General features: G+C 71.7%; 21 protein-coding genes and 1 riboswitch. Of the genes, 9 read left to right on the top strand and 12 right to left on the bottom strand.

The window, feature by feature from the left end:
- Positions 1-7: 7 nt before the first annotated feature.
- The 3 genes from AB0P35_RS04195 to AB0P35_RS04185 form a co-directional block, all read right to left on the bottom strand.
- Positions 8-1375 carry an aminotransferase class V-fold PLP-dependent enzyme gene (locus tag AB0P35_RS04195; RefSeq protein WP_095876980.1) on the bottom strand — a complete coding sequence of 456 codons (1368 nt, stop codon included), beginning with the start codon at positions 1373-1375 and terminating at the stop codon, positions 8-10.
- 49 nt (positions 1376-1424) lie between these two features.
- A riboswitch (SAM riboswitch) is annotated at positions 1425-1542 on the bottom strand.
- Positions 1543-1654: 112 nt separating this feature from the next.
- Entirely contained in the window at positions 1655-2728 is a 1074-nt protein-coding gene (gene trpD / locus AB0P35_RS04190) for an anthranilate phosphoribosyltransferase (RefSeq protein ID WP_095876981.1), read from the bottom strand.
- 164 nt (positions 2729-2892) lie between these two features.
- Positions 2893-3318, bottom strand: a complete 426-nt coding sequence (locus tag AB0P35_RS04185) for a hypothetical protein (RefSeq protein ID WP_095876982.1) — start codon at positions 3316-3318, stop codon at positions 2893-2895.
- Positions 3319-3642: 324 nt separating this feature from the next.
- Here AB0P35_RS04185 and AB0P35_RS04180 point away from each other — a divergent pair, with 324 nt between their 5' ends.
- From AB0P35_RS04180 to AB0P35_RS04160, 5 genes are all read left to right on the top strand, one after another.
- Positions 3643-4263 carry a heme-copper oxidase subunit III gene (locus AB0P35_RS04180; protein ID WP_095876983.1) on the top strand — a complete coding sequence of 207 codons (621 nt, stop codon included), beginning with the start codon at positions 3643-3645 and terminating at the stop codon, positions 4261-4263.
- Positions 4264-4418: 155 nt separating this feature from the next.
- On the top strand, positions 4419-5225 hold the full coding sequence (locus AB0P35_RS04175; RefSeq protein ID WP_363506200.1) for a c-type cytochrome: 807 nt from the start codon (positions 4419-4421) through the stop codon (positions 5223-5225).
- A gap of 8 nt (positions 5226-5233) precedes the next feature.
- A complete protein-coding gene (locus AB0P35_RS04170; protein WP_179419673.1) occupies positions 5234-6286 on the top strand; it encodes a Rieske 2Fe-2S domain-containing protein in 1053 nt (350 codons plus the stop codon).
- The gene (locus AB0P35_RS04165) at positions 6283-7941 is read left to right on the top strand and encodes a ubiquinol-cytochrome c reductase cytochrome b subunit (RefSeq protein ID WP_095876986.1); all 1659 of its coding nucleotides are present in this window, start codon (positions 6283-6285) and stop codon (positions 7939-7941) included. Before AB0P35_RS04170 ends, AB0P35_RS04165 begins: the two co-directional genes overlap by 4 nt.
- A 108-nt stretch (positions 7942-8049) precedes the next feature.
- A complete protein-coding gene (locus AB0P35_RS04160) occupies positions 8050-8418 on the top strand; it encodes a GntR family transcriptional regulator (RefSeq protein WP_095876987.1) in 369 nt (122 codons plus the stop codon).
- 16 nt (positions 8419-8434) lie between these two features.
- Here AB0P35_RS04160 and AB0P35_RS04155 read toward each other — a convergent pair whose 3' ends face one another.
- From AB0P35_RS04155 to AB0P35_RS04140, 4 genes are all read right to left on the bottom strand, one after another.
- Positions 8435-9538 carry an Ig-like domain-containing protein gene (locus tag AB0P35_RS04155; protein WP_363506195.1) on the bottom strand — a complete coding sequence of 368 codons (1104 nt, stop codon included), beginning with the start codon at positions 9536-9538 and terminating at the stop codon, positions 8435-8437.
- Between the two features lie 345 nt (positions 9539-9883).
- Positions 9884-10282: a cytochrome c oxidase subunit 4 gene (locus AB0P35_RS04150; RefSeq protein ID WP_095876989.1), complete on the bottom strand. Its 399-nt coding sequence runs from the start codon at positions 10280-10282 to the stop codon at positions 9884-9886.
- Positions 10282-11967, bottom strand: coding sequence for a cytochrome c oxidase subunit I (gene ctaD, locus AB0P35_RS04145; RefSeq protein WP_257019530.1), 1686 nt, complete (start codon positions 11965-11967; stop codon positions 10282-10284). The genes AB0P35_RS04150 and ctaD overlap by 1 nt, the downstream gene beginning before the upstream one ends.
- Positions 11968-12056: 89 nt before the next feature.
- Complete coding sequence (locus tag AB0P35_RS04140) at positions 12057-12923, bottom strand: cytochrome c oxidase subunit II (RefSeq protein ID WP_095876991.1); 867 nt, start codon at positions 12921-12923, stop codon at positions 12057-12059.
- A gap of 339 nt (positions 12924-13262) precedes the next feature.
- Between AB0P35_RS04140 and AB0P35_RS04135 the strand changes: the two genes are divergently transcribed.
- Complete coding sequence (locus AB0P35_RS04135; protein WP_363506190.1) at positions 13263-14708, top strand: aminotransferase class V-fold PLP-dependent enzyme; 1446 nt, start codon at positions 13263-13265, stop codon at positions 14706-14708.
- A gap of 22 nt (positions 14709-14730) precedes the next feature.
- On the opposite strand, the gene AB0P35_RS04130 is transcribed toward AB0P35_RS04135, so the two are convergent.
- Positions 14731-15705, bottom strand: coding sequence for a carbohydrate kinase family protein (locus tag AB0P35_RS04130; RefSeq protein WP_095876993.1), 975 nt, complete (start codon positions 15703-15705; stop codon positions 14731-14733).
- Between the two features lie 222 nt (positions 15706-15927).
- On the opposite strand from AB0P35_RS04130, the gene AB0P35_RS04125 reads away from it, so the two are divergent.
- The gene (locus AB0P35_RS04125) at positions 15928-16155 is read left to right on the top strand and encodes a hypothetical protein (protein WP_095876994.1); all 228 of its coding nucleotides are present in this window, start codon (positions 15928-15930) and stop codon (positions 16153-16155) included.
- Positions 16156-16261: 106 nt separating this feature from the next.
- Entirely contained in the window at positions 16262-16849 is a 588-nt protein-coding gene (locus tag AB0P35_RS04120; RefSeq protein WP_363506186.1) for a hypothetical protein, read from the top strand.
- Between the two features lie 84 nt (positions 16850-16933).
- Here AB0P35_RS04120 and AB0P35_RS04115 read toward each other — a convergent pair whose 3' ends face one another.
- Positions 16934-17287 carry an iron-sulfur cluster assembly accessory protein gene (locus AB0P35_RS04115; RefSeq protein ID WP_095876996.1) on the bottom strand — a complete coding sequence of 118 codons (354 nt, stop codon included), beginning with the start codon at positions 17285-17287 and terminating at the stop codon, positions 16934-16936.
- A gap of 207 nt (positions 17288-17494) precedes the next feature.
- Here AB0P35_RS04115 and AB0P35_RS04110 point away from each other — a divergent pair, with 207 nt between their 5' ends.
- Positions 17495-18364, top strand: coding sequence for a GNAT family N-acetyltransferase (locus tag AB0P35_RS04110; protein WP_363506183.1), 870 nt, complete (start codon positions 17495-17497; stop codon positions 18362-18364).
- Between the two features lie 56 nt (positions 18365-18420).
- Here AB0P35_RS04110 and AB0P35_RS04105 read toward each other — a convergent pair whose 3' ends face one another.
- The 3 genes from AB0P35_RS04105 to AB0P35_RS04095 all read right to left on the bottom strand — a co-directional run bounded on the left by AB0P35_RS04105 (position 18421) and on the right by AB0P35_RS04095 (position 21539).
- A complete protein-coding gene (locus AB0P35_RS04105) occupies positions 18421-19788 on the bottom strand; it encodes a pyridoxal-dependent decarboxylase (protein WP_363506180.1) in 1368 nt (455 codons plus the stop codon).
- Between the two features lie 197 nt (positions 19789-19985).
- Entirely contained in the window at positions 19986-20450 is a 465-nt protein-coding gene (locus tag AB0P35_RS04100) for an Lrp/AsnC family transcriptional regulator (protein ID WP_095876998.1), read from the bottom strand.
- Between the two features lie 162 nt (positions 20451-20612).
- Positions 20613-21539, bottom strand: coding sequence for an NADP-dependent oxidoreductase (locus AB0P35_RS04095; protein ID WP_363506176.1), 927 nt, complete (start codon positions 21537-21539; stop codon positions 20613-20615).
- Positions 21540-21599 lie beyond the last annotated feature (60 nt).

The following is a 21599-nucleotide window of genomic DNA, read 5'->3' as shown; positions in this document are numbered from 1 at the left end:
AGGCCGCTCAGGCGGCCCGGCCGGTGTCGGCGACGCAGCGGCCGCCCTCGTTGCGGTAGTTCCAGCGGGCGCCGTCGGTGACGAGCTCCCGGACGGCGGCCAGGAAGCGGTCGACGTGCTCCTCGGGGGTGCCCGCGCCGAAGCTCACCCGGATCGCGTTCAGGCTACGCTCCCCCGGCAGCGACGGCTCCGGCGCGCCGCACTCGGACGGCGCCGCCTCCTCCCCGCCGAGCAGGGTGCGCACCAGCGGGTGCGCGCAGAACAGGCCGTCCCGGACACCGATGCCGTACTCGGCGGAGAGCGCCGCCGAGAAGTGCGAGCTGTTCCAGCCGCGGACGACGAAGGACAGCACGCCGACCCGGGCCGAGCCCGCGCCGAACAGGTTGAGCACCTTGACCTCGGGGATCCGCGCCAGCCCGGCGGTGAGTCGCTCGATCAGCGCCCGCTCGCGGCCCTCCAGCTCGTCGAAGCCGGCCTCCGAGAGCGCCCGGCAGGCCGAGGCGATGGCGTAGGCGCCGATCACGTTCGGCGAGCCGGCCTCGTGCCGGGCCGGGCCGGTGTGCCACTCGACGGCCACCGAGCCGTCCGCCTCCCGGGCCACGGTGCGGCTGGCGCCGCCGCCCGCCAGGTACGGCTCGGCCGCGTCCAGCCAGTCGCTGCGGCCGGCCAGCACCCCGGCGCCGAACGGCGCGTACAGCTTGTGGCCGGAGAACGCGACCCAGTCGACGCCGAGTTCACGGACCGACAGGCGGTGGTGCGGGGCCAGCTGGGCGGCGTCCAGGACGACCCGGGCGCCGTGCCGGTGGGCGGTCTCGGTGAGTTCGGCGATCGGCCACAGCTCTCCGGTGACGTTGGAGGCTCCGGTGACGCACAGCAGGCGCGGGCCCTCGGCGGAGCCGGCGGCGAGCGCGGCGTCCAGGGCGGCGACGGCCTCGGCGTGCGAGCGCGGGGCGCGCAGGTACTCGACCGTCAGACCGGCGTGGCGCCAGGGCAGCAGGGAGGCGTGGTGCTCGGTCTCGAAGGCGAAGACCCGGGTGCCGGCGGGCACCGCACCGGCCAGCAGGTTGAGCGAGTCGGTGGTGGCGCGGGTGAACACCACCTGGTCGCCCTCGCGCAGGTCGAGGAAGTCGGCGACGGTGCGGCGGCTCTGCTCGAACAGGTCGGTGGACAGCTGGGAGAGGTAGCCGGCCCCGCGGTGGACGCTGCCGTAGTAGGGGGCGTACGCGGCGACGTCGTCCCAGACCCGCTGCAGGGCGGGAGCGCTGGCGGCGTAGTCGAGCGCGGCGTAGCCGACCTTCTCACCGGTGGCGAGCGGCACCTGGACGTCGTGGCCGAGAACGGCGAGGGGGGCGCAGAGATCGGTCGACAGCGACATGAGGATGCACTCCTTCACGGGGTGGGGACCCCGGGGATGCGTCGCCGGAAGTCCGCGCTTGCCACGCGGACGGTGTGCCGCACGGCCCGGTCCTCACCCAGGGCACCCCGCCACGGACGGAGGGTTGCCGGACAGCAAGCTGGGGCTTGACGCTGCCACTCATGACCTGCCGGAGACTCTAGGTGACCGCCGCGCGACCGGTCAAGACGGACAGGGGCGCGTGGGGCTGTGCCCCACGCGCCCCTGACGGGCTCCGCCCTGCGTCCGTGCGGCCTCGGACTACTTCTGCGTGGCCTCGGCCCAGCGCTTGAGGGTGGCCTCGGCCGTGCCGGAGTCGATCGCGGCCGCCGCCCGCTCGATCCCCGCCGCGAGCTGCTCGGTCAGCGGGGCGTCGGTGAGGTCGATCGCGGCCAGTGCGGCGGCGGTGTTGAGCAGGACGGCGTCCCGGACGGGCCCCCGCTCGCCGGCGAACACCCGCCGTGCGACACCGGCGTTGTGCTCGGCGTCGGCTCCTCGCAGCGCCTCGATCCCGGCCAGCTCGATCCCGACGTCCCGCGGGTCGAACGAGGTCTCGGTGACGGCACCGTTCTTGACGATCCAGACGTGCGAGGTGGTGCAGACGGTCAGTTCGTCGAGGCCGTCGTCGCCGCGGAAGACCAGCGCGGAGGCGCCGCGGCGGGCGAAAACGCCCGCGATCAGCCCGGCCAGCCGGGTGTCGAAGCAGCCGACGGCGTGCGAGGTGACCTTCGCCGGGTTGGTCAGCGGCCCGAGGATGTTGAAGGCGGTGGGCACGCCGAGCCCGGCCCGCGCGGTGGCCGCGTGCCGCATCGCGGGGTGGAACTTGGCCGCGAAGCAGAAGGTCAGGCCGACCTCCTCGGCCACCTCGGCGACCCGGCGGGCGCCGAGGTCGAGGCTGACGCCGAGCTTCTCCAGCACGTCCGAGGAGCCGGAGGCGGAGGAGGAGGCCCGGTTGCCGTGCTTGACGACCTTGGCTCCGGCCGCGGCCGCCACGATCGCCGACATGGTGGAGATGTTGACGGTCTTGGCGCGGTCACCGCCCGTGCCGACGATGTCGACGGCGGGCCCGGGGATGTGCAGCGGCTCGGCGTGCGCGTACATGGCGTCGACCAGGCCGGCGATCTCCTCGACGGTCTCGCCCTTCGCCCGCAGCGCGACCATGAAGCCGGCCACCTGGACGGGCGAGGCCTCGCCGCTCATGATCTGGTCCATCGCCCAGGAGGTGTCCGCCTCCGCGAGGTTCTCGCCGCGCAGCAGTGCCGACAGGACGTCCGGCCAGGTGCGGACCACCTGCACGGGGTCCTTGCCGCCGTTCGCAGGGTTCACGTTCACCATGGCCGACTCCAGCTCTCATCGGTAGTGCGCCGATACAGGGACGGAGCCAGCCTAGCGAGCGGCGGCGGGCGGCCGCGCCGATCCCGCCGCCCCTTCTCTCCTGGTGAGACGGGTGGGTGGTGCGCCCTTGTCAGTGGTGCGCGGGTGTCAGTGGTGTGCGGGTGTCAGTGGTGTGCGGGTGTCCGCCGGGCGATCCGGCCGCGGAGCAGGGTGGCCGCGGCGTCGGCGAGCGCGACCGGGTCGACCGGCCGGGCGATCGCGGCGTCGGCCCGGCTCCAGGCGGCGAGCCAGGAGTCCTGCGGGCGGCCGATGAGGACCAGGACGGGCGGGCAGCCGTAGATCTCGTCCTTGAGCTGGCGGGTGAGGCCGAGGCCGCCGGCGGGGACGGCCTCGCCGTCCAGCACGCACAGGTCGACGCCGCCCTTCTCGAGGGCGCGGAGGACGGCCGGGGTGGTGGCGCACTCCAGGTACTCGACGGCGGGGAGGTCGGCGGCGGGCCGGCGGCCGAGCGCCAGGGTGACCTCCTCGCGGGTGTTGCGGTCGTCGCTGTAGACGAGAACGGTGAGCGTCTCGTCGGTCGTGTGCGCCATGGGCCCTGCTCCCGGGTGCTCGTCCTCTTATATGTACAGCTCCGAACGGCCCAGTGTGATCCGGACCACGTTCACCTCCGGATGCTACTCCGGCGGAGCCGTCCCGGTGAGTCCCTGACGCGATCTCCCTCAACCCGCCGCGCCCGGATCTCACCCGCGCGGGGTACCCGGCATCGCCCACCCCGAACAACCATCAGAAAACGGACACGCGGCCAACCGGCCCTCCGGGCGTCGACGCAGGCCAGGCCCAGGGGGGCATACCGCACGCACCGGACACTCCGAGGAGCACCCCCCGGCGTGAAGACGGAATAAGGGACCGACATAATGTCCGTCGTGGCGACAGCAACAGCAACAGAAACCGGACACGCGCACGGAGCGGTCAACAGGCCGAACCTGGTCAGCGTCGGAACCATCGTCTGGCTGAGCTCCGAGCTGATGTTCTTCGCGGCCCTGTTCGCGATGTACTTCACGCTCCGCTCGGTCATGGGCTCGGAGTTCTGGGCGGAGAAGGCGGAAGCCCTCAACGTGCCGTTCTCCTCGGTGAACACCACGATCCTGGTGCTCTCCTCCCTCACCTGCCAGCTCGGCGTTTTCGCCGCCGAGCGCGGTGACGTGAAGAAGCTCCGCTCGTGGTTCTACATCACCTTCGTGATGGGTGCGATCTTCATCGGCGGCCAGATCTTCGAGTACACCGAGCTGGTCAAGGTGGACGGCCTGTCGCTGTCCTCGGACCCGTACGGCACGGTGTTCTACCTGACCACCGGCTTCCACGGCCTGCACGTGACGGGTGGTCTGATCGCCTTCCTGCTGGTCCTGGGGCGGACGTACGCCGCCAGGCGGTTCACGCACGAGCAGGCCACCGCCGCGATCGTGGTGTCGTACTACTGGCACTTCGTCGACGTCGTGTGGATCGGCCTGTTCGCGACCATCTACCTGATCAAGTAAAGGCTGATCAGGTCGCTGGCCGCCGGCCGGAGAGCACCCGCCCCGTGCGGGAGCCCCGCCGACAGTCCGCCCCGCCCCGGGTACCGGCCCCGAGCAGACCGGCTCCCGCGGGCGCAGCCACCCAGCCGACCAGATCCTGACACCGGGGTTAATCCGTGAAAAAGCTCTCCGCACGACGGCGCCACCCACTGGCGGCGCTGGTCGTCCTACTTCTCGCCCTGGCGGCCACCGGGGGGCTGTACGCCGCGTTCGCGCCCGCCGAGAAGGCGCAGGCCGACACCTCCGCGCAGTCGCTCGCCATCGAAGAGGGCAAGAAGCTCTTCGCCGTGGGCTGCTCCTCCTGCCACGGCCTCGACGGCCAGGGCAGCTCCGACGGCCCGAGCCTGGTGGGCGTGGGTTCCGCCGCGGTCGACTTCCAGGTCGGCACCGGCCGTATGCCGGCCCAGCAGAGCGGCGCCCAGGTGCCCGCCAAGAAGGTCGTCTACTCCCAGGCCCAGATCGACCAGCTGGCCGCCTACGTGGCCTCGCTCGGCCCCGGCCCGGTCGTTCCGACCAAGGAGCAGTACACCTCCACCGACCCGAACGACGTGGCCAAGGGCGGCGAGCTCTTCCGGACCAACTGCGCCCAGTGCCACAACTTCGCCGGTAAGGGCGGCGCTCTGACGAAGGGCAAGTACGCCCCGTCGCTGGAGGGCACCTCCCCGAAGCACATCTACGAGGCCATGCAGACCGGCCCGCAGAACATGCCCTCGTTCCCCGACACCACCATGCCGGAGGAGCAGAAGAAGCAGATCGTGGCCTGGGTCAGCCACACCAACGACGAGCCCAACCCCGGTGGCCTCTCGCTGGGCAGCCTCGGTCCGGTGACCGAGGGTCTGTTCGGCTGGATCTTCGCCCTCGGTTCGCTCATCGTGGTCGCGATCTGGGTCGCCGCCCACACCACCAAGGCCAAGAAGTCATGAGCCACGAGATGTCTGACGAGAAGCTGCCGGAGTCGCACGGCTCCGAAGGGCACGAGGTCGCCGTCCACGGCGACCCGTTCGCCGACCCCGGTCTGCCGGCCCACGGGCCGCGCCGGACCGACATCGACGAGCGCGCCGCCAAGCGCGCCGAGCGGCAGGTCTCCCTGCTGTTCATCGTCTCGATGCTCGCCACCGTCGGTTTCATCGCCTCGTACGTGGCGATCGACATCGACAAGATCGTCTACATCTTCCCGCTGGGCCACGTCAGCGCGCTGAACTTCGCGCTCGGCATGACCCTCGGTGTGGCGCTCTTCTGCATCGGTGCGGGCGCCGTCCACTGGGCGCGCACCCTGATGTCGGACCACGAGATCCCGGCCGACCGCCACCCGATCGAGGCGGACGACGAGCTGCGTGCCGATGTCATCGAGCAGTTCCAGACCGGCGCCGCGGAGTCCGGCTTCGGCCGCCGCAAGATGCTCCGCAACACCCTGATCGGCTCGATGGCGCTGGTGCCGCTCTCCGGTGTGGTGCTGCTGCGCGACCTGGGCCCGCTGCCCGAGGACAAGCTGGCGCACACCGGCTGGGAGCTGGCCACCCCGGCCAAGCCCCTCAAGCTGATCAACATGAACACCAACGAGCCGATGAAGCCCGAGGACATCGTCACCGGCTCGCTGACCTTCGCCAAGCCCGAGGGCCTGGAGGAGGACCAGGAGATCTTCCAGGAGCAGATCGCCAAGGACGCCCTGATGATCATCCGGATCGCTCCGGAGGACCTGAAGGACAAGACGTCCGCCGAGCTCGGGTTCGAGGGCATCCTCGCCTACTCGAAGATCTGCACCCACGTCGGCTGCCCGATCAGCCTCTACGAGCAGCAGACCCACCACGCGCTCTGCCCCTGCCACCAGTCGACCTTCGACCTGGCGGACGGCGCGCGCGTCATCTTCGGCCCGGCCGGTCACCCGCTGCCGCAGCTGAAGATCACCACTGACGAGAAGGGCTTCCTGGTCGCCACCGGCGACTTCCAGGAGCCCGTCGGCCCGAGCTACTGGGAGCGGCCGTGAGTACCGCGAACAACGCCACTTCCGGCGCCTCCAAGCCAGCCAGCACCCGCGCCAAGCCCGCGAACAAGTTCGAGGCTGCCGCTGACTGGACGGACGGACGGCTGGGGATCTACACCCTCGCCAAGTCCAACCTGCGCAAGATCTTCCCGGACCACTGGTCCTTCATGCTGGGCGAGATCTGCCTCTACACCTTCATCATCATCATCCTGACCGGCGTCTACCTGACGCTGTTCTTCAAGCCGAGCATGGCCGAGACCGTGTACCACGGTACGTACGCCCCGCTCAACGGCATCCGGATGTCCGAGGCGTACGCCTCGACCATGGACATCAGCTTCGAGGTGCGCGGCGGTCTGCTGATCCGTCAGATCCACCACTGGGCGGCGATCGTCTTCGTCGCCGCGATGCTGGTGCACATGATGCGCGTCTTCTTCACCGGCGCGTTCCGCAAGCCGCGCGAGATCAACTGGCTCTTCGGTGCCGGTCTGCTCTTCCTCGGCATGTTCGACGGCTTCATGGGCTACTCGCTGCCGGACGACCTGCTGTCCGGTACCGGTATCCGGTTCATGGAGGGCGCGATCCTGGCGGTGCCGCTGGTCGGCACGTACCTGCAGTTCTTCCTGTACGGCGGTCAGTTCCCCGGCACCGACATCGTGCCGCGGTTCTTCACCATCCACGTGCTGCTGATCCCGGGCATCATGCTGGGCCTGCTGGTGGCCCACCTGATCCTGGTCTTCTACCACAAGCACACCCAGTTCGCGGGCCCCGGCCGCACCGAGAAGAACGTCGTCGGCATGCCGCTGATGCCGGTCTACATGGCCAAGGCCGGTGGCTTCTTCTTCCTGGTGTTCGGCGTCATCGCGGCCGCCTCGGCGATCGCGACCGTCAACCCGATCTGGGCGTACGGCCCGTACCGCCCCGACCAGGTGTCCACCGACGCCCAGCCGGACTGGTACATGGGCTTCTCCGAGGGCCTGATCCGTGTCATGCCGGGCTGGGAGATCCGCGCGTGGGGCCACACCCTGAACATGGGTGTGTTCGTCCCGCTGATGGTCTTCCCGCTGGTCCTGATGGCCATCTGGGTCTACCCGTTCCTCGAGGCCTGGGTCACCGGCGACAAGCGCGAGCACCACATCGCCGACCGCCCGCGCAACGCCCCGGTCCGCACCGGCTTCGGCGCGGCCTGGATCAGCCTGTACGTGCTGCTGCTCCTCGGCGGTGGCAACGACCTGCTGGCGACGCACCTGCACCTGTCGATCAACACGATCACCTACTTCGTCCGCGTCGGCTTCTTCGTCGTCCCGGTGCTGACCTTCTTCATCACCAAGCGGTGGTGCCTGGGTCTGCAGCGCCGTGACAAGGACAAGGTGCTGCACGGCCGTGAGAGCGGCATCATCAAGCGCCTGCCGCACGGTGAGTTTGTCGAGATCCACGAGCAGCTGCCGCAGGACAAGCTGTACAAGCTCACCGCGCACGAGCAGCCGCAGCCGATCGAGCTGCCGGCCGAGGTCGACGAGAACGGTGTCGCCCTCAAGGCCGGCCGCCTGGCGAAGGCCCGTGCCAAGCTCTCCGGAGCGTTCTACGGCGAAGGCGCCCAGATCGCCAAGCCGACCGCCGAGGAGCACCACGAGATCACCAGCGGCCACGGCCACCACTGATCCCGTACCGATCGCCACAGACCGAGGGCCCCTGCCGTACCAGGCAGGGGCCCTCGGCCTTTCCCCGGGCGCCGGGCCGGCCTGCCGGAGCCCTGCCACAATGGGCGCGTGCAGCTGACCATCGATCACACCGCCGCCACTCCCCCGTACGAGCAGGTGCGGAGCCAGATCGCGGAGCAGGCCCGCAGCGGGGGGCTTCCCGTGGGCCTCAAGCTCCCCACCGTGCGGGCGCTCGCCGAGGAACTGGGGCTGGCCGCGAACACCGTGGCCCGGGCCTACCGGGAGCTGGAGGCGGACGGGGTGGTGGAGACCCACGGGCGGCGCGGTACGACGATCGCCGCCACCGGGGACAGCGCCCACCGGCTGGCCGCCGCGGCGGCGGCCGAGTTCGCGGAGCGGGTGCACCGACTGGGCCTGGACCGGGACGAGGCGCTGGCCGCCGTCCACACGGCCCTGCAGGTGGCCTACCGCGGCTGATCGGCCGCCGGACGGGTCAGAGCTGGGGCTGCATGTCCCCGGAGGCCTGGACGGCCGTGTCGGCGGTGCCCGCGGTGGAGACCTGGGTGCCCGTCGCCGAGTGCTTCACGTAGTCCGTCCAGCCGATGTTCCAGTCGCCGAAGCCGTTGCCGAACGGCTCCATCTCGTGGCCGAGGCTGTTGACGACCTGGACGATGTCACCGACCCGGGTGTTGTCGAAGAACCACTTGGCGTTCTCCGTGCTCATCCCGGTGCAGCCGTGGCTGACGTTGGCCCTGCCCTGGGAGCCGACCGACCAGGGGGCCGCGTGCACGTACTCGCCGCTCCAGGTCACCCGGGTGGCCCACTCCACCTGCAGGTCGTAGGAGTCGGCGCTGCCGGCGGCTATGCCGATGGTCTCGCCGCTCATCCGGACGGTGGCCTCCTGGCCGAGCACCACCTTGATGCCGTTGCGGGTGTCGAACCCGGGCTTGCCGGTGGTCACCGGGATCGTGCGGACCACTTCGCCGTTGCGGCGGTACGTCAGCTCGTGGGTGGCGGCGTCGACGACGGCCTCCACGCGGTCCCCGGTGCGGAAGGAGAGGCTGCTCGGCTCGCCGCCGTACAGGCCGTCGGATATCGCGGCGCCGGTGAGGTCGTAGCCGAGCTTCACCGTGGCGTTGGCCGGCCAGTACTGCTCGGGCCGGAAGTGCAGGTTGCTGTCGTCCACCCAGTACCAGGCGCCGGTCACGGCGGGCTGGGAGGTGACGGTGAGGCCCTGCTCGACCGCGCGGCGGGCCGCCGGGTCCTTCACCGGGGCGGAGAGCTTCACCGTGAGCGGCTGGCCGACGCCGTAGACGCCGCTGCCGGAGGAGTCCGGGCCGAGCTGGGCGGTGAGCAGGTTCTGCGCCGCGACCGTGGTGAACGCGGTGCTGGTCTCGCCGCGGCCGCCCTTGCCGTCGTCGGCGGCTATTCGGGCGGTGTAGGCGGTGCCGGCCCGCAGCCGCCCGGTGGTCCGCCAGCTGCGCCGGTCGTCCGACAGCTTGCCGGCCACCAGCCGGCCGTCCGGGCCGGCGACGGTGACGTCCGTGAGCGTGCTGCCCGGTTCGGCGGTCACCGTGAAGGGCTTGGCGGGGTCCACCCGTTCCCCGGCCGAGGTCCGCACCAGGGGTGCGGCGTCGACCGTGCGGGTGACCGGTCCGATGGACGAGTCCGGGCCTCCCGACGAGCAGGCCGCTATCGGGGCCAGAAGTATGAGGGCCGTTATGCCGGCCTTGCCGTGTGCGAGTCTCCGACAACCGTTCACCGGTGCCTCCGAGGTCTCCCGACGATGTACCAGAGCCTAGGAACGGCCGGGAGCGCTCAGCACCCCGGGAGGCGGCACGATTGGACCGGCCGGGTGAGACGGCGGCGCAGCGTGACGGGCACGGCGAAGGGCCGGGCTCCCCCGAAGGGGTGCCCGGCCCTTGGCCCGACGTGCCGGAACCTACTGGTTCTGGTCCTCGCCGCGGTAGAACTCGAAGACCCAGCCGTAGATGCCGATCAGGATGATCGGCAGCGACCACCAGAGCAGCCACCAGCCGAAGATCACGCCGAGGAAGGCGAGCGCGCCGCCGATGGCGAGCGCGAGCGGCTGCCAGCTGTGCGGGGCGAAGAAGCCGACCTCGCCGGCGTCGTCCGCGACCTCGGCCTCGGGGTTGTCACCCGCGCCGCTGTCCACCCGGCGGGCGGTGAAGGCGAGGTAGTACCCGATGAAGGCACAGAGGCCGAACGCCAGGAACAGCGCGGTGGTGCCGGCCGGCTCCTTCGACCACAGGCCGTAGACGATGGCCATGATCAGGATGAAGGCGGCAAAGCCGCCGAAGATCTTGCCCTGCTCCTTCATCAGGCGTCGCCCTCCTTCTCGGACTTGTCCAGCTTCGGCCGGTCGTACTGCGCCGGGGTCACGCCCGCGAAGTGCTTCGCCGGCTCACCGTGGTTCTCCAGGTAGTCCAGCGCGGCGATCTCCGGGTGGTGCAGGTCGAACGCCGGGGATTCCGAGCGGATCCGGGGCAGCGTGAGGAAGTTGTGCCGCGGCGGCGGGCAGGAGGTCGCCCACTCCAGCGAGCGGCCGTAGCCCCACGGGTCGTCCACCTCGAGCTTCTCGCCGTACTTGGCGGTCTTCCAGACGTTGTAGAGGAACGGCAGGATCGACAGGCCGAGCAGGAACGAGCCGACGGTGGAGACGCTGTTCAGCGTGGTGAAGCCGTCGGAGGCCAGGTAGTCGGCGTAGCGGCGGGGCATGCCCTCCGCGCCGAGCCAGTGCTGGACGAGGAAGGTGGTGTGGAAGCCGATGAACAGCGTCCAGAAGGTGATCTTGCCGAGACGCTCGTCGAGCATCTTGCCGGTCATCTTCGGCCACCAGAAGTGGAAGCCCGCGAACATCGCGAACACGACGGTGCCGAAGACCACGTAGTGGAAGTGGGCGACGACGAAGTACGAGTCCGAGACGTGGAAGTCGATCGGCGGGGCGGCGAGCAGAACACCCGTCAGACCGCCGAAGAGGAAGGTGACCAGGAAGCCGATCGTCCAGAGCATCGGGGTCTCGAAGCTGAGCGAGCCCTTCCACATGGTGCCGATCCAGTTGAAGAACTTCACACCGGTCGGGACGGCGATCAGGAAGGTCATGAAGGAGAAGAACGGCAGCAGCACCTGGCCGGTGACGTACATGTGGTGGGCCCACACCGTCACGGACAGGCCGGCGATCGCGATGGTGGCCGCGATGAGGCCGGAGTAGCCGAACATCGGCTTGCGGCTGAAGACCGGGATGATCTCCGACACGATGCCGAAGAACGGCAGCGCGATGATGTAGACCTCGGGGTGGCCGAAGAACCAGAACAGGTGCTGCCACAGCATCGCGCCGCCGTTGGCGGGGTCGAAGACGTGGGCGCCGAACTTGCGGTCCGCCTCCAGGGCGAACAGCGCGGCGGCGAGCACCGGGAAGGCCAGCAGGACCAGCACGGCGGTCAGCAGGACGTTCCAGACGAAGATCGACATCCGGAACATCGTCATGCCGGGGGCGCGCATGCAGATGATCGTGGTGATGAAGTTGACCGCACCGAGGATCGTGCCGAAGCCGGAGAAGGCCAGACCCATGATCCACATGTCGGCGCCGACGCCCGGCGAACGGACGGCGTCGGACAGCGGCGAGTAGGCGAACCAGCCGAAGTCGGCGGCGCCCTGCGGGGTGAGGAAGCCGGCCACCGCGATGACCGAGCCGAACAGGTACAGCCAGTAGGCGAACATGTTCAGACGCGGGAAGGCGACGTCGGGGGCGCCGATCTGGAGCGGCATGATCCAGTTCGCGAAGCCAGCGAAGAGCGGCGTGGCGAACATCAGCAGCATGATCGTGCCGTGCATGGTGAACGCCTGGTTGAACTGCTCGTTCGAGAGGATCTGCGTCCCCGGACGGGCGAGTTCGGCGCGCATGACCAGGGCGAGGATGCCGCCGATCAGGAAGAAGGCGAACGAGGTCGCCAGGTACATCGTGCCGATCGTCTTGTGGTCGGTGGTGGTGAGCCACTTGATGATCTGGTTGCCCCGCTTGCCGACACGGGCGCTCTTGCCGGCCGTGACGCCCCCGGCGCCCCCGCCGGCCGCGGCGGGCTCGTTGAGGATGGTCACTTCTTTTCACTTCCCGTGTTCTCGGCGGGGCCCAGGAGGCCGGAGGGCACCGCGCCGGACTGGCCCTTGGCCCGAAGCTCCTTCAGGTGCTGCTCGTACTGGTCGTGGGTGACGACCTTGACGTTGAACAGCATCCGGGAGTGGTCCTGGCCGCAGAGCTCGGCGCACTTGCCGGCGAAGGTGCCGAAGGAGGTCGGGGTCACCTCGAACCGGTTCACCACGCCCGGCACGACGTCCATCTTCATGAGGAAGTTGACGGGCCAGAAGTCGTGGATCACATCGTTGGAGGTGAGGACGAACTCCACCGACTCGTTGATCGGCAGGTACAGGGTCGGCACCTCGGCCGGCGTGCCGACGTCGTACGCGGCAGTGGTGCTGGCCGGGTTCGGGATCTCGGAGTTCTCGTAGTTGAACGCCCAGTTCCACTGGAAGCCCACCACGTTGACCACGTGCTGCGGATGCGCGCTGACCTTGGTCAGTTCGGCTTCGTCGCGGGCGACGAAGTAGAAGAGCACCGAGACGATGACAAGGGGGACCGCGGTGTACAGCGCCTCGATGGGCACGTTGTACCGGGTCTGAGCGGGGATCTCCACCTTGGTGCGGCTACGCCGGTGGAAGATCACGCTCCAGAGGATCAGACCCCACATCAGTGCGCCCACTGCCAGCGCCGCGATCCACGAGCCCTGCCACATGTGGAGGACCAGGGGGCCTTCCTCGGTGACGGGCGAGGGGAGGCCAAGCCTGGGGAGGTCGTTGGCCGAGCAGCCGGTGGCGGTCGCGATGACGAGGCCCAGTGCCAGCGCCTGAGGCAGCTTCCGCCGCATCGTGCGCCGCGGCGAGCGGTCGGAGCCGTTGGGACTCACGTAGCGCCTTCCCGAAGTCTCGCCCGCGATCGCGCCGCCTCCGGGAGTGCTGTTCGCCTCCCCGGCGACCCGGCCACGGGCACGGTTTGAATGCTTATGCGGGCCAAACGCTACTGCATCCTTATGCGGCACTCACGAGCAGCCCCCGCTAACGCGCCGCCCGCCTACCCGATCAGCCCCGGCAGGCGTTCCGTTGCAGGTCATAGTAGGCATCCGAGGCTCCCACACCCGATCGGGGGACCTCACTGCGACACGCGGGTGACGGTGCGTCGTACCGGACGAATACCACCAAACCGGGTGTGCGCCCGGCCGTGCCCCGGGCGGGGATAGCGTGGGAGGGTGTCGTACTTCGATGTGGCCTCCACCGCACCCCTGCACCCCGTCGCCCGGCAGGCGCTGAACGCCGCGATCGACGAGGGGTGGGCCGACCCCGCGCGCCTCTACCGCTCCGGCCGGCAGGCCCGGATGCTGCTGGACGCCGCCCGCGAGGGCGTGGCCGCGGAGCTCGGCGCCCGGGCGGACGAGATCTCCTTCACGGCGAGCGGCACCCAGGCCGTCCAGCTGGGCATCCTCGGTGCGCTGCGCGGCAACCGGCGGCGCGGCGCCCACCTGGTGCACTCCGCGGTCGAGCACTCCAGCGTCCTGCACACCGCCGAGCTGCACGAGGCGCAGGGCGGCGAGGTGAGCGTCGTCCCGGTCGACCGGCACGGCCGGGTGAAGGCCACCCAGTTCGCCGCCCGGTTCACCGACACCACCGCGCTCGCCGTCCTGCAGAGCGCCAACCACGAGGTCGGCACCGTCCAGCCGGTCGACGAGGTCGCCGACCTGTGCGGCAACGTCGGCATCCCGCTGCTGGTGGACGCCGCGCAGAGCGCCGGGCGGCTGCCGGTGCCGCACGGCTGGTCACTGCTGACCGCCAGCGCCCACAAGTGGGGCGGGCCGGCCGGCGTCGGCGTGCTCGCCGTCCGCAAGGGCGTCCGCTACGCCTCCCCGCTGCCCTCCGACGAGCGGGAGCGCGGCCGGGTGCCCGGCTACGTGAACGTCCCCGCGATCGTGGCGGCCGCCGCCTCGCTGCGCGCCGTCCGGGCCGACGCCGAACGGGAGAACGCCCGACTGCACGCGCTGGTGGAACGGATCAGGGCCCGGGTGCCCGCGCTGGTGCCGGAGGTCGAGGTGGTCGGCGACCCGGTGCGCCGGCTCCCCCACATCGTCACCATCTCCTGCCTCTACGTGGACGGCGAGGTGCTGCTCGGCGAGCTGGACAAGGCGGGCTTCGCGGTCTCCTCCGGCTCCTCGTGCACCTCCTCCACGCTGACGCCGAGCCATGTGCTGGCGGCGATGGGGGTGCTGACCGAGGGCAACGTCCGGGTCTCGCTGCCGTTCGAGGCCGCCGAGGAGGACGTGGAGCGGTTCCTGGCCGTCCTGCCGGACCTGGTCGCGGCCGTCCGGGCGCCGCTCGGGCTGGACCTGAGGCTGCCGACCGCGACGGAGGCGACACCGGCCGACCCGGATGCGAGCCCGGAGGCGGACGCGGCGGAGGCGACGGAGACGCTCGTGCTGGACGCGCTCGGAAAGCGCTGCCCGCTGCCGGTGATCGACCTCGCCCGGCGGATCGGTGAGGTGGCACCCGGCGGCACCGTGGTGGTGCTGGCCGACGACGAGGCGGCCCGGCTGGACATCCCGGCCTGGTGCGAGATGCGCGCCCAGGAGTACCTGGGCGAGGCCCCGGCCGCGCGGTACGGCGCGGACCGGGGCACGGCCTATCTGGTGCGCCGGACGGACTGACCGCCCGGCGGCACGGGGCGGGTCAGCCCAGCTTGGCGCGGACCTCGGCCGCGGCCTCCTCGCCGTACGCGACGGCGAAGCGCTCGGCGAAGTGGGCGCGGCGCAGCTCGTACTCCTGGGTGCCGACGGTCTCGATGACCAGGGTGGCGAGCATGCAGCCGACCTGGGCGGCGCGCTCCAGGTCGAGGCCCCAGGAGACGCCGGCCAGGAAGCCGGCGCGGAAGCCGTCGCCGACACCGGTCGGGTCGGCCTTGCGCTCCTCGGCGGGGCAGCCGACGGTGATCGCGGGCTCGCCCTTGCGCTCGATCCGGACGCCCTTGGGGCCGAGGGTGGTGACCCGGGTGCCGACGCGGTTCAGCAGCTCCTCGGTGTCCCAGCCGGTCTTGGACTCGATGAGCGCGGCCTCGTACTCGTTGGTGAAGAGGTACGCGGCGCCGTCGACGATCTCGCGGATGTCGTCGCCCTCCAGCCGGGCGAGCTGCTGGGAGGGGTCGGCGGCGAAGGCGTAACCGCGGCTGCGGCACTCCTGGGTGTGGCGGACCATCGCCTGCGGGTCGTCGGCACCGATCAGGACGAGGTCGAGGCCGCCGACGCGGTCGGCGATCGGCTTGAGCTCGATGTTGCGGGCCTCGGCCATGGCACCGGTGTAGAAGGAGGCGATCTGGTTGTGGTCCAGGTCGGTGGTGCACATGAAGCGCGCGGTGTGGCGGGTCTCGGAGATGTGCACGGAGTCGGTGTCCACGCCGTTGCGCTCCAGCCAGCTGCGGTACTCGTCGAAGTCCGCGCCGGCCGCGCCGACCAGGATCGGGCGCAGGCCCAGCACCCCCATGCCGAAGGCGATGTTGGGGCCGACGCCGCCGCGCCGGATGTCGAGGGTGTCGACCAGGAAGGAGAGCGAGACGGTGTGCAGCTGCTCGGCGACCAGCTGGTCGGCGAAGCGGCCCGGGAAGGTCGTCAGGTGGTCGGTGGCGATCGAGCCGGCGACGGCGATACGCACGGGGGTCTCCTCGGGTGGCCGGTTGGCGGCCGGAAGCGGCGGTGGACCCACCTACGGTACAGCCAAGCGCTCGGGAAGCCGGGCCGACCCGAAGAGGTACTACCCCGGAGTAGCCCTGGTGGGGCGCCCTGCGGCGGCCTAGGGTCGCAGCACGGGGGCCGGTCGTCCGGCCCCCGGCCAGGCGCGCCGCGGCGACGAGGCCGCGGCCCGGCGATCGGAGCGATGACAGCGATGATGCCCACCCAGCCCCCCGGAGTCCGTACCGGCGCCCTCGGGGCCGAGGCCGATTTCGAGAGCCTCGACGCCCTGGTCAGCTCCTCGCGCCGGCTCGGCCGGTTCTGGCCGCCGCTGGCGGCCGGCCCGCAGCCCGCCGCCGCGAGCCCGGCGGGGGTGTCGGTGTCGTCCGGCGCGCAGCAGCTGGTGGCGGCGATGGCCGACTACGGAAGCTAGACCCCTCTCCGAGGGGAGGGTGGAACCGGATTCCGCCGGGGCACGTCAAACCGGCGCAGCACCGCTTCGGTGGCGGTTCGCTGGACCCTCGGGAGGAATTCGCACCATGGACGCAAGGACCGCAGTCGTACCGTTCGGGGCCGCTCGTAGTCGTCGGGCCGCCGTGCTGGCGGCGGGGGTGGCACTCGTCCTCGGCGGGGTCGCGGCCTGCGGGTCGCAGGCGTCGACCGGGGCGGACGGCGCGCCGTCGGCCCAGCCCACGGCGAGCGCCTCGGCCTCCGCCGGCGCGGCGTCGCCGAGCCCCTCCGCGGGCCAGTCCGGCGCGGCGAGTGCGAGCCCGGAGCCGGGGCAGCCGACCAAGCCCGGCATAGCCGTCGGCGAGCCCACGCCGACCGTGGCGAGCCTGCCCGCGGTCAGCTACACGGTGGAGGGCGGGACGCATCTCACCGTGTGGTTCTACGGCGGGGTGTGCGAGGAGTACGCGCTGCGGGCGAACGAGGAGGCACCCGGCCTGGTCCGGGTGCGGGTGGTGGTCGACAAGCCGGCGCCGCGCGGCAAGGAGTGCCCGGCCCTCGCGAAGAAGGAGTCGGTGTCGGCGGAGCTGGCGCAGCCGCTCGGGGACCGCAAGGTGATCGACATGACCTCCGGGTCCGGACTCACCATGACGGGCGACGTGCCGGGCGGGCCGCGCTGACGGCCGGGGACGCAAGCAGGAACGCCGGAGGGCGGCCCCGTGGTGTCGGGGCCGCCCTCCGGCGGTGCGGTGCCGGGATGCGGCTCAGCTGAAGGAGTCGCCGCAGGCGCAGGAGCCGGTGGCGTTCGGGTTGTCGATCGTGAAGCCCTGCTTCTCGATGGTGTCGACGAAGTCGACGGTGGCGCCGCCAAGGTACGGGGCGCTCATGCGGTCGGTGACGACCTTCACACCGCCGAAGTCCTTGACGACGTCGCCGTCGAGCGAGCGCTCGTCGAAGAACAGCTGGTAGCGCAGGCCGGAGCAGCCGCCAGGCTGCACGGCGACGCGCAGCGCGAGGTCGTCGCGGCCCTCCTGCTCGAGCAGGCCCTTGACCTTGGCCGCGGCGGCGTCGGTGAGGAGAATGCCACTCTCGACGGTGGTCTCGTCCTGGACGGTCATGCTTACTCCCGGTCTGTGACGACAGTGTGCCGCCAGTTCCAACCGGCGGCCGGCCGGATTCATTTCCGGTCGGTGGTGCGTTCGGGCGGTGTTTTCGCCACCCGAAACCTCTACGTCTCCCATGCTCGCACACCGGCCCGCCGTGGTCGGCGTCCGATCTCGGCAAACCGCCCGCACGGGTCCGGGCCGGGGGCCAGGATGAGACATGTGATCATTCGGCCGGTCAGGGACAGTGCCGCGGACGCCGCCGCCGTGCGGGAGGTGGCCGCGGCGGCGTTCGGGGACCGGGCCGGCGGGGTGCGCGGGGCGGCCACGGACGCCCGGGCCGTCCGTGGCGAGGCGCGGGCGCGGCACCTGGCGCGGACCGATCCGCAGGGGTGCTGGCTGGCCGAGGACGGCGGGCGGGTGGTGGGGGTGGCGCTGTCGCTGCGGCGCGAGGGGGTCTGGCTGCTCGCCCTGCTGGTGGTCGACCCGGCCGTCCAGGGCAAGGGAGTCGGCCGGCTGCTGCTGCAGCGGGCGGCCGCGCACGGGCGGGGCTGTCTGCGGGGGATGCTGTGCGCCTCGCCGTCGCCGGCGGCCGTGCGGCGGTGCCGGCTGGCCGGGTTCACGCTGCATCCGGCGATGCGGCTGCGGGGGCCGGTCGACCGGGCCGGGTTGCAGGACCCGGGCGACATCCCGGTGCACCCGGGCGGGCCGGGGCAGCTGCACCTGCTGGACTCGGTGGACCGGCGGGTGCGGGGGTCCGCGCACGGCGCCGACCACGGCTTCATGCTGGCCCACTTCGAGGAGCTGCTGGTGGCGGACTCGCTGGCGGGCAGCGGGTACTGCTACCGGGACGGCGGCGAGGTGAAGCTGCTGGCGGCGACGTCGAAGCGGATGGCGGTGCGGCTGCTGCGGGAGGCGCTGGCGCGGGTGCCGGAGGGGACGGACGCGGTGGTGGAGCACGTCACCGCGGAACAGGAGTGGGCCGTCGACGTCGGCCTGGAGGTGGGCCTGACCGTCGAGACCCACGGCTACCTGGGCCTCCGGGGCATGCGGCCGCCGGTGCCGTACCTGCCCGACGGCGCGTTCCTGTAGGACGGGATCCCCGCAGGGGCGCGGGGGCACCGTGCCCCTGCGCGCCCCTGGCGGGTCTACTCCATGGTGGCGAGGATCTCCTCGACCATCTCCATGGTGGTGCCGGGGTGGAGGAAGGCGAAGCGGGCGACGGTCTCGCCGTCCCAGCCGGTGGGGGTGACGAAGCCGATCTGGTCGGCGAGGAGCTGCCGGGACCAGCGGTAGTAGTCCTCGTGGGTCCAGCCCGTGCGGCGGAAGCAGACGGCGGAGAGCTGCGGGTCGTGCAGCAGTTCGAGGTGCTCGGTGTCGCGGATGAGCTGCGCGGTGTCCTGTGCGAGCTTGAGGCCGGTCTCGATGGCGTCGGTGTAGGCCTGGGTGCCGTGGACGGCCAGGGAGAACCAGAGCGGCAGGCCGCGGGCGCGCCGGGTGAGGTGGTAGGCGTAGTCGGTGGGGTTCCACTCGTCGCCCTCGGTGTGCAGGACGTCGAGGTAGGAGGCGTCCTGGGTGTGGACGGCGCGGGCGAGCTGCGGGTTGCGGTAGATCAGGGCGGCGCAGTCGAACGGCGCGAAGAGCCACTTGTGCGGGTCGACGACGAAGGAGTCGGCGTGCTCGATGCCGTTGTAGCGCTCACGGACGGAGGGCGCGAACAGGCCGGCGCCGCCGTACGCGCCGTCGACGTGGAACCACAGGCCGCGCTCGCGGGTGACCTCGGACAGGCCCTGCAGGTCGTCGACGATGCCCTCGTTGGTGGTGCCCGCGGTGCCGACCACGGCGATCACGGTCTCCGGGTTCGGGTCCGCGGCGAGGGCGGCGCGCAGCGCGTCGCCGGTGAAGCGGCGGTCCACGGTCGGCACGACGAAGGCCTCGACGCCGATGATGTTGAAGGTGTTCTTGACCGAGGAGTGGACCTGGTCGGCGACGGCGATCCGCAGCCGGGCCTCCGGGCCGACGCCGAGCCTGTGGCGGGCGGTGTCGCGGGCGACGACCAGGGCGGAGAGGTTGCCGGCGGAGCCGCCGGAGACGAAGGTGCCGCCGGCCGACGCGGGGAAGCCGGCGCGGTCCGCTATCAGGCGGAGCACCTGGTTCTCGGCGGCGATGGCACCGGCCGCCTCCAGCCAGGAGATGCCCTGCAGGGAGGCGCAGGAGACCACCATGTCGAAGAGCAGGGCGGCCTTGGTGGGGGCGCAGGGGATGAAGGAGAGGTAGCGCGGGCTGTCGGCGGAGATGACGGCCCGGGAGAGCTCGTGGTCGTAGAGCTTGAGGACGTCGCCGGGGTCGTTGCCGTGCTCGGTGAGCAGGCCGGCGAGGTGGGTGCGCAGGTGCTCGCCGTCGCCGGGGTGGTCGAGGGGGACGGGGTTGTACTGCAGCCGCTCGCGCATGTAGTCGAAGACGAGGTCGACCAGCTGGTTGTCGGGCTGGTGCATGCGGTCGGCGGCTGCGGACACGGTGGTCCCTCTCGTTCTGGCTGCGGGGTGTGCGGGCCGGTACCGGTGGGGTTCCTGGGGCGTACCGGACACGATCAGCGTAGGCAGCGGCGCTCGGTCGGCGCGCGTCGGAACGGGGCCGCGAGGGCAGGATTCGTGCGTGTTCGACGGGGGTCGCGCAGCTTTCCTGCGTGGCCGGTCGGCGGTGCGCGGGGCGCTCAGCCGATGAGGCGGGAGAGGACGACGGAGCTGCGGCTGCGCTGGACACCGGGCTCCTTGCGGATGCGTTCGATGACGGCTTCGAGGTGCCGGGTGTCGGCGGCGCGGAGGTGGACGAGGGCGTCGGGGTCGCCGGTGACCGTCCAGGCGGCGACGACCTCGGGGAACTGGCGGAGGCTGGCGAGGAGCTCCTCGGGGCTGGTGCGTTCGCGGCAGTAGACCTCGACGAAGGCCTCGGTCTGCCAGCCGAGCAGGGCGGGGTCGAGGACGACGGTGAAGCCGCGGACGACGCCGCGGGCGCGGAGCCGGTCGATGCGGCGGCGGACGGCGGTCGCGGAGAGGTTGGCGAGCAGACCGATCTCGGCGTAGGAGGCGCGGCCGTCCTTGCTGAGGTGTTCGAGCAGGAGGCGGTCGGTGTCGTCGAGCGACGCCCCGCCCGGGTCGATGGGTCGGTGCGCGCTCATGGCCGTGGGCTCCACTGGTGGTGCGTGTGAGGGTGGTGTGGCCGTCGGGGTGGGACGGCGCACCGCCCCATTCTGGCGGACTCCCGCGCGGGCGTGCCGGGCGGACCGGGCGGGCCCCGGGCGCACGGGCCGGGCCCCGCCCGCGCGGCGGGAAGCGAGGGCCTAGTCGACCAGGAGCACGATCTTGCCGCGGGTGCGGCCCTCGGCGTTGAGGGCCTGGGCGGAGGCGGCCTGGGAGAGCGGGAAGGTGGAGGCGACCGGGACGCGGAGCCGGCCGGTGTCGGCGAGGCGGCCGAGTTCGGCGAGGTCGGCGGCGTCGGGGCGGGCCCAGACGTAGTGGCCGCCGCGGGCGGCGACGCCGTAGTCGGCGACCGAGGCGATGCGGGAGGGCTCGGGGACGAGCTGGGCGGAGATCTCGACGGCGTCGCCGCCGACGAGGTCGAGGGCGACGTCGACGCCGTCGGGGGCGAGCGCCCGGACGCGGTCGGCCAGGCCGTCGCCGTGGGCGACCGGTTCGGCGCCGAGTTCGCGCAGGTAGGCGTGGTTGCGTTCGCCGGCGGTGCCGATGACCCGGGCGCCGTGGGCGGCGGCGATCTGGACGGCGAGGCTGCCGACGCCGCCGGCCGCGGCGTGCACCAGGACGGTCTGGCCGGCGCGGATGCGCAGCGCCTTGACGAGCGCCTGGTAGGCGGTGAGGCCTGCGAGCGGCAGGCCGCCGGCCTGGGCCCAGTCGAAGGAGGCCGGTTTGCGGGCGAGGGTGCGGACGGGGGCGGCGACGAGCTGGGCGTAGGTGCCGTGCTCGGCGGAGTCCTTGCGGACGTAGCCGACGACCTCGTCGCCGGGGGCGAACTCGGTGACGCCGCCGCCGACGGCCTGGACGACGCCGGCCAGGTCCCAGCCCATGATCAGCGGGAAGTGGACGTCCATGATGCCGTCGAGGTGGCCCTCGCGCAGTTTCCAGTCGACCGGATTGACCCCGACGGCCTTGGTGCGCACCAGGACGGAGTCGGGTCCGACCTTGGGGTCGGGCACGTCGGTGTACTCGACGACGTCGGGGCCGCCGTACTGCCTGATCACAATGGCCTTCATGCTCCAAGACAACGCGACGGCGGAGCGATATCCGTTCGGGCACGCCGGAAAGCCGCCAAT

Origin of the sequence: Kitasatospora sp. NPDC085879 (assembly GCF_040686255.1) — a bacterium.
Taxonomy (GTDB): domain Bacteria; phylum Actinomycetota; class Actinomycetes; order Streptomycetales; family Streptomycetaceae; genus Kitasatospora.
This window is presented reverse-complemented; position numbering and strand designations above follow the sequence as displayed.

Bases quoted from the DNA above. Each gene is read 5' to 3' on its own strand.
- AB0P35_RS04125 (WP_095876994.1), top strand. From the start codon at position 15,928: ATGACAGCGATGATGCCCACCCAGCCCCCCGGAGTCCGTACCGGCGCC.
- AB0P35_RS04180 (WP_095876983.1), top strand. From the start codon at position 3,643: ATGTCCGTCGTGGCGACAGCAACAGCAACAGAAACCGGACACGCGCAC.
- AB0P35_RS04195 (WP_095876980.1), bottom strand. From the start codon at position 1,375: ATGTCGCTGTCGACCGATCTCTGCGCCCCCCTCGCCGTTCTCGGCCAC.
- AB0P35_RS04095 (WP_363506176.1), bottom strand. From the start codon at position 21,539: ATGAAGGCCATTGTGATCAGGCAGTACGGCGGCCCCGACGTCGTCGAG.
- AB0P35_RS04115 (WP_095876996.1), bottom strand. From the start codon at position 17,287: ATGACCGTCCAGGACGAGACCACCGTCGAGAGTGGCATTCTCCTCACC.
- AB0P35_RS04170 (WP_179419673.1), top strand. From the start codon at position 5,234: ATGTCTGACGAGAAGCTGCCGGAGTCGCACGGCTCCGAAGGGCACGAG.
- AB0P35_RS04150 (WP_095876989.1), bottom strand. From the start codon at position 10,282: ATGAAGGAGCAGGGCAAGATCTTCGGCGGCTTTGCCGCCTTCATCCTG.
- AB0P35_RS04185 (WP_095876982.1), bottom strand. From the start codon at position 3,318: ATGGCGCACACGACCGACGAGACGCTCACCGTTCTCGTCTACAGCGAC.
- AB0P35_RS04100 (WP_095876998.1), bottom strand. From the start codon at position 20,450: ATGAGCGCGCACCGACCCATCGACCCGGGCGGGGCGTCGCTCGACGAC.
- trpD (WP_095876981.1), bottom strand. From the start codon at position 2,728: ATGGTGAACGTGAACCCTGCGAACGGCGGCAAGGACCCCGTGCAGGTG.
- AB0P35_RS04120 (WP_363506186.1), top strand. From the start codon at position 16,262: ATGGACGCAAGGACCGCAGTCGTACCGTTCGGGGCCGCTCGTAGTCGT.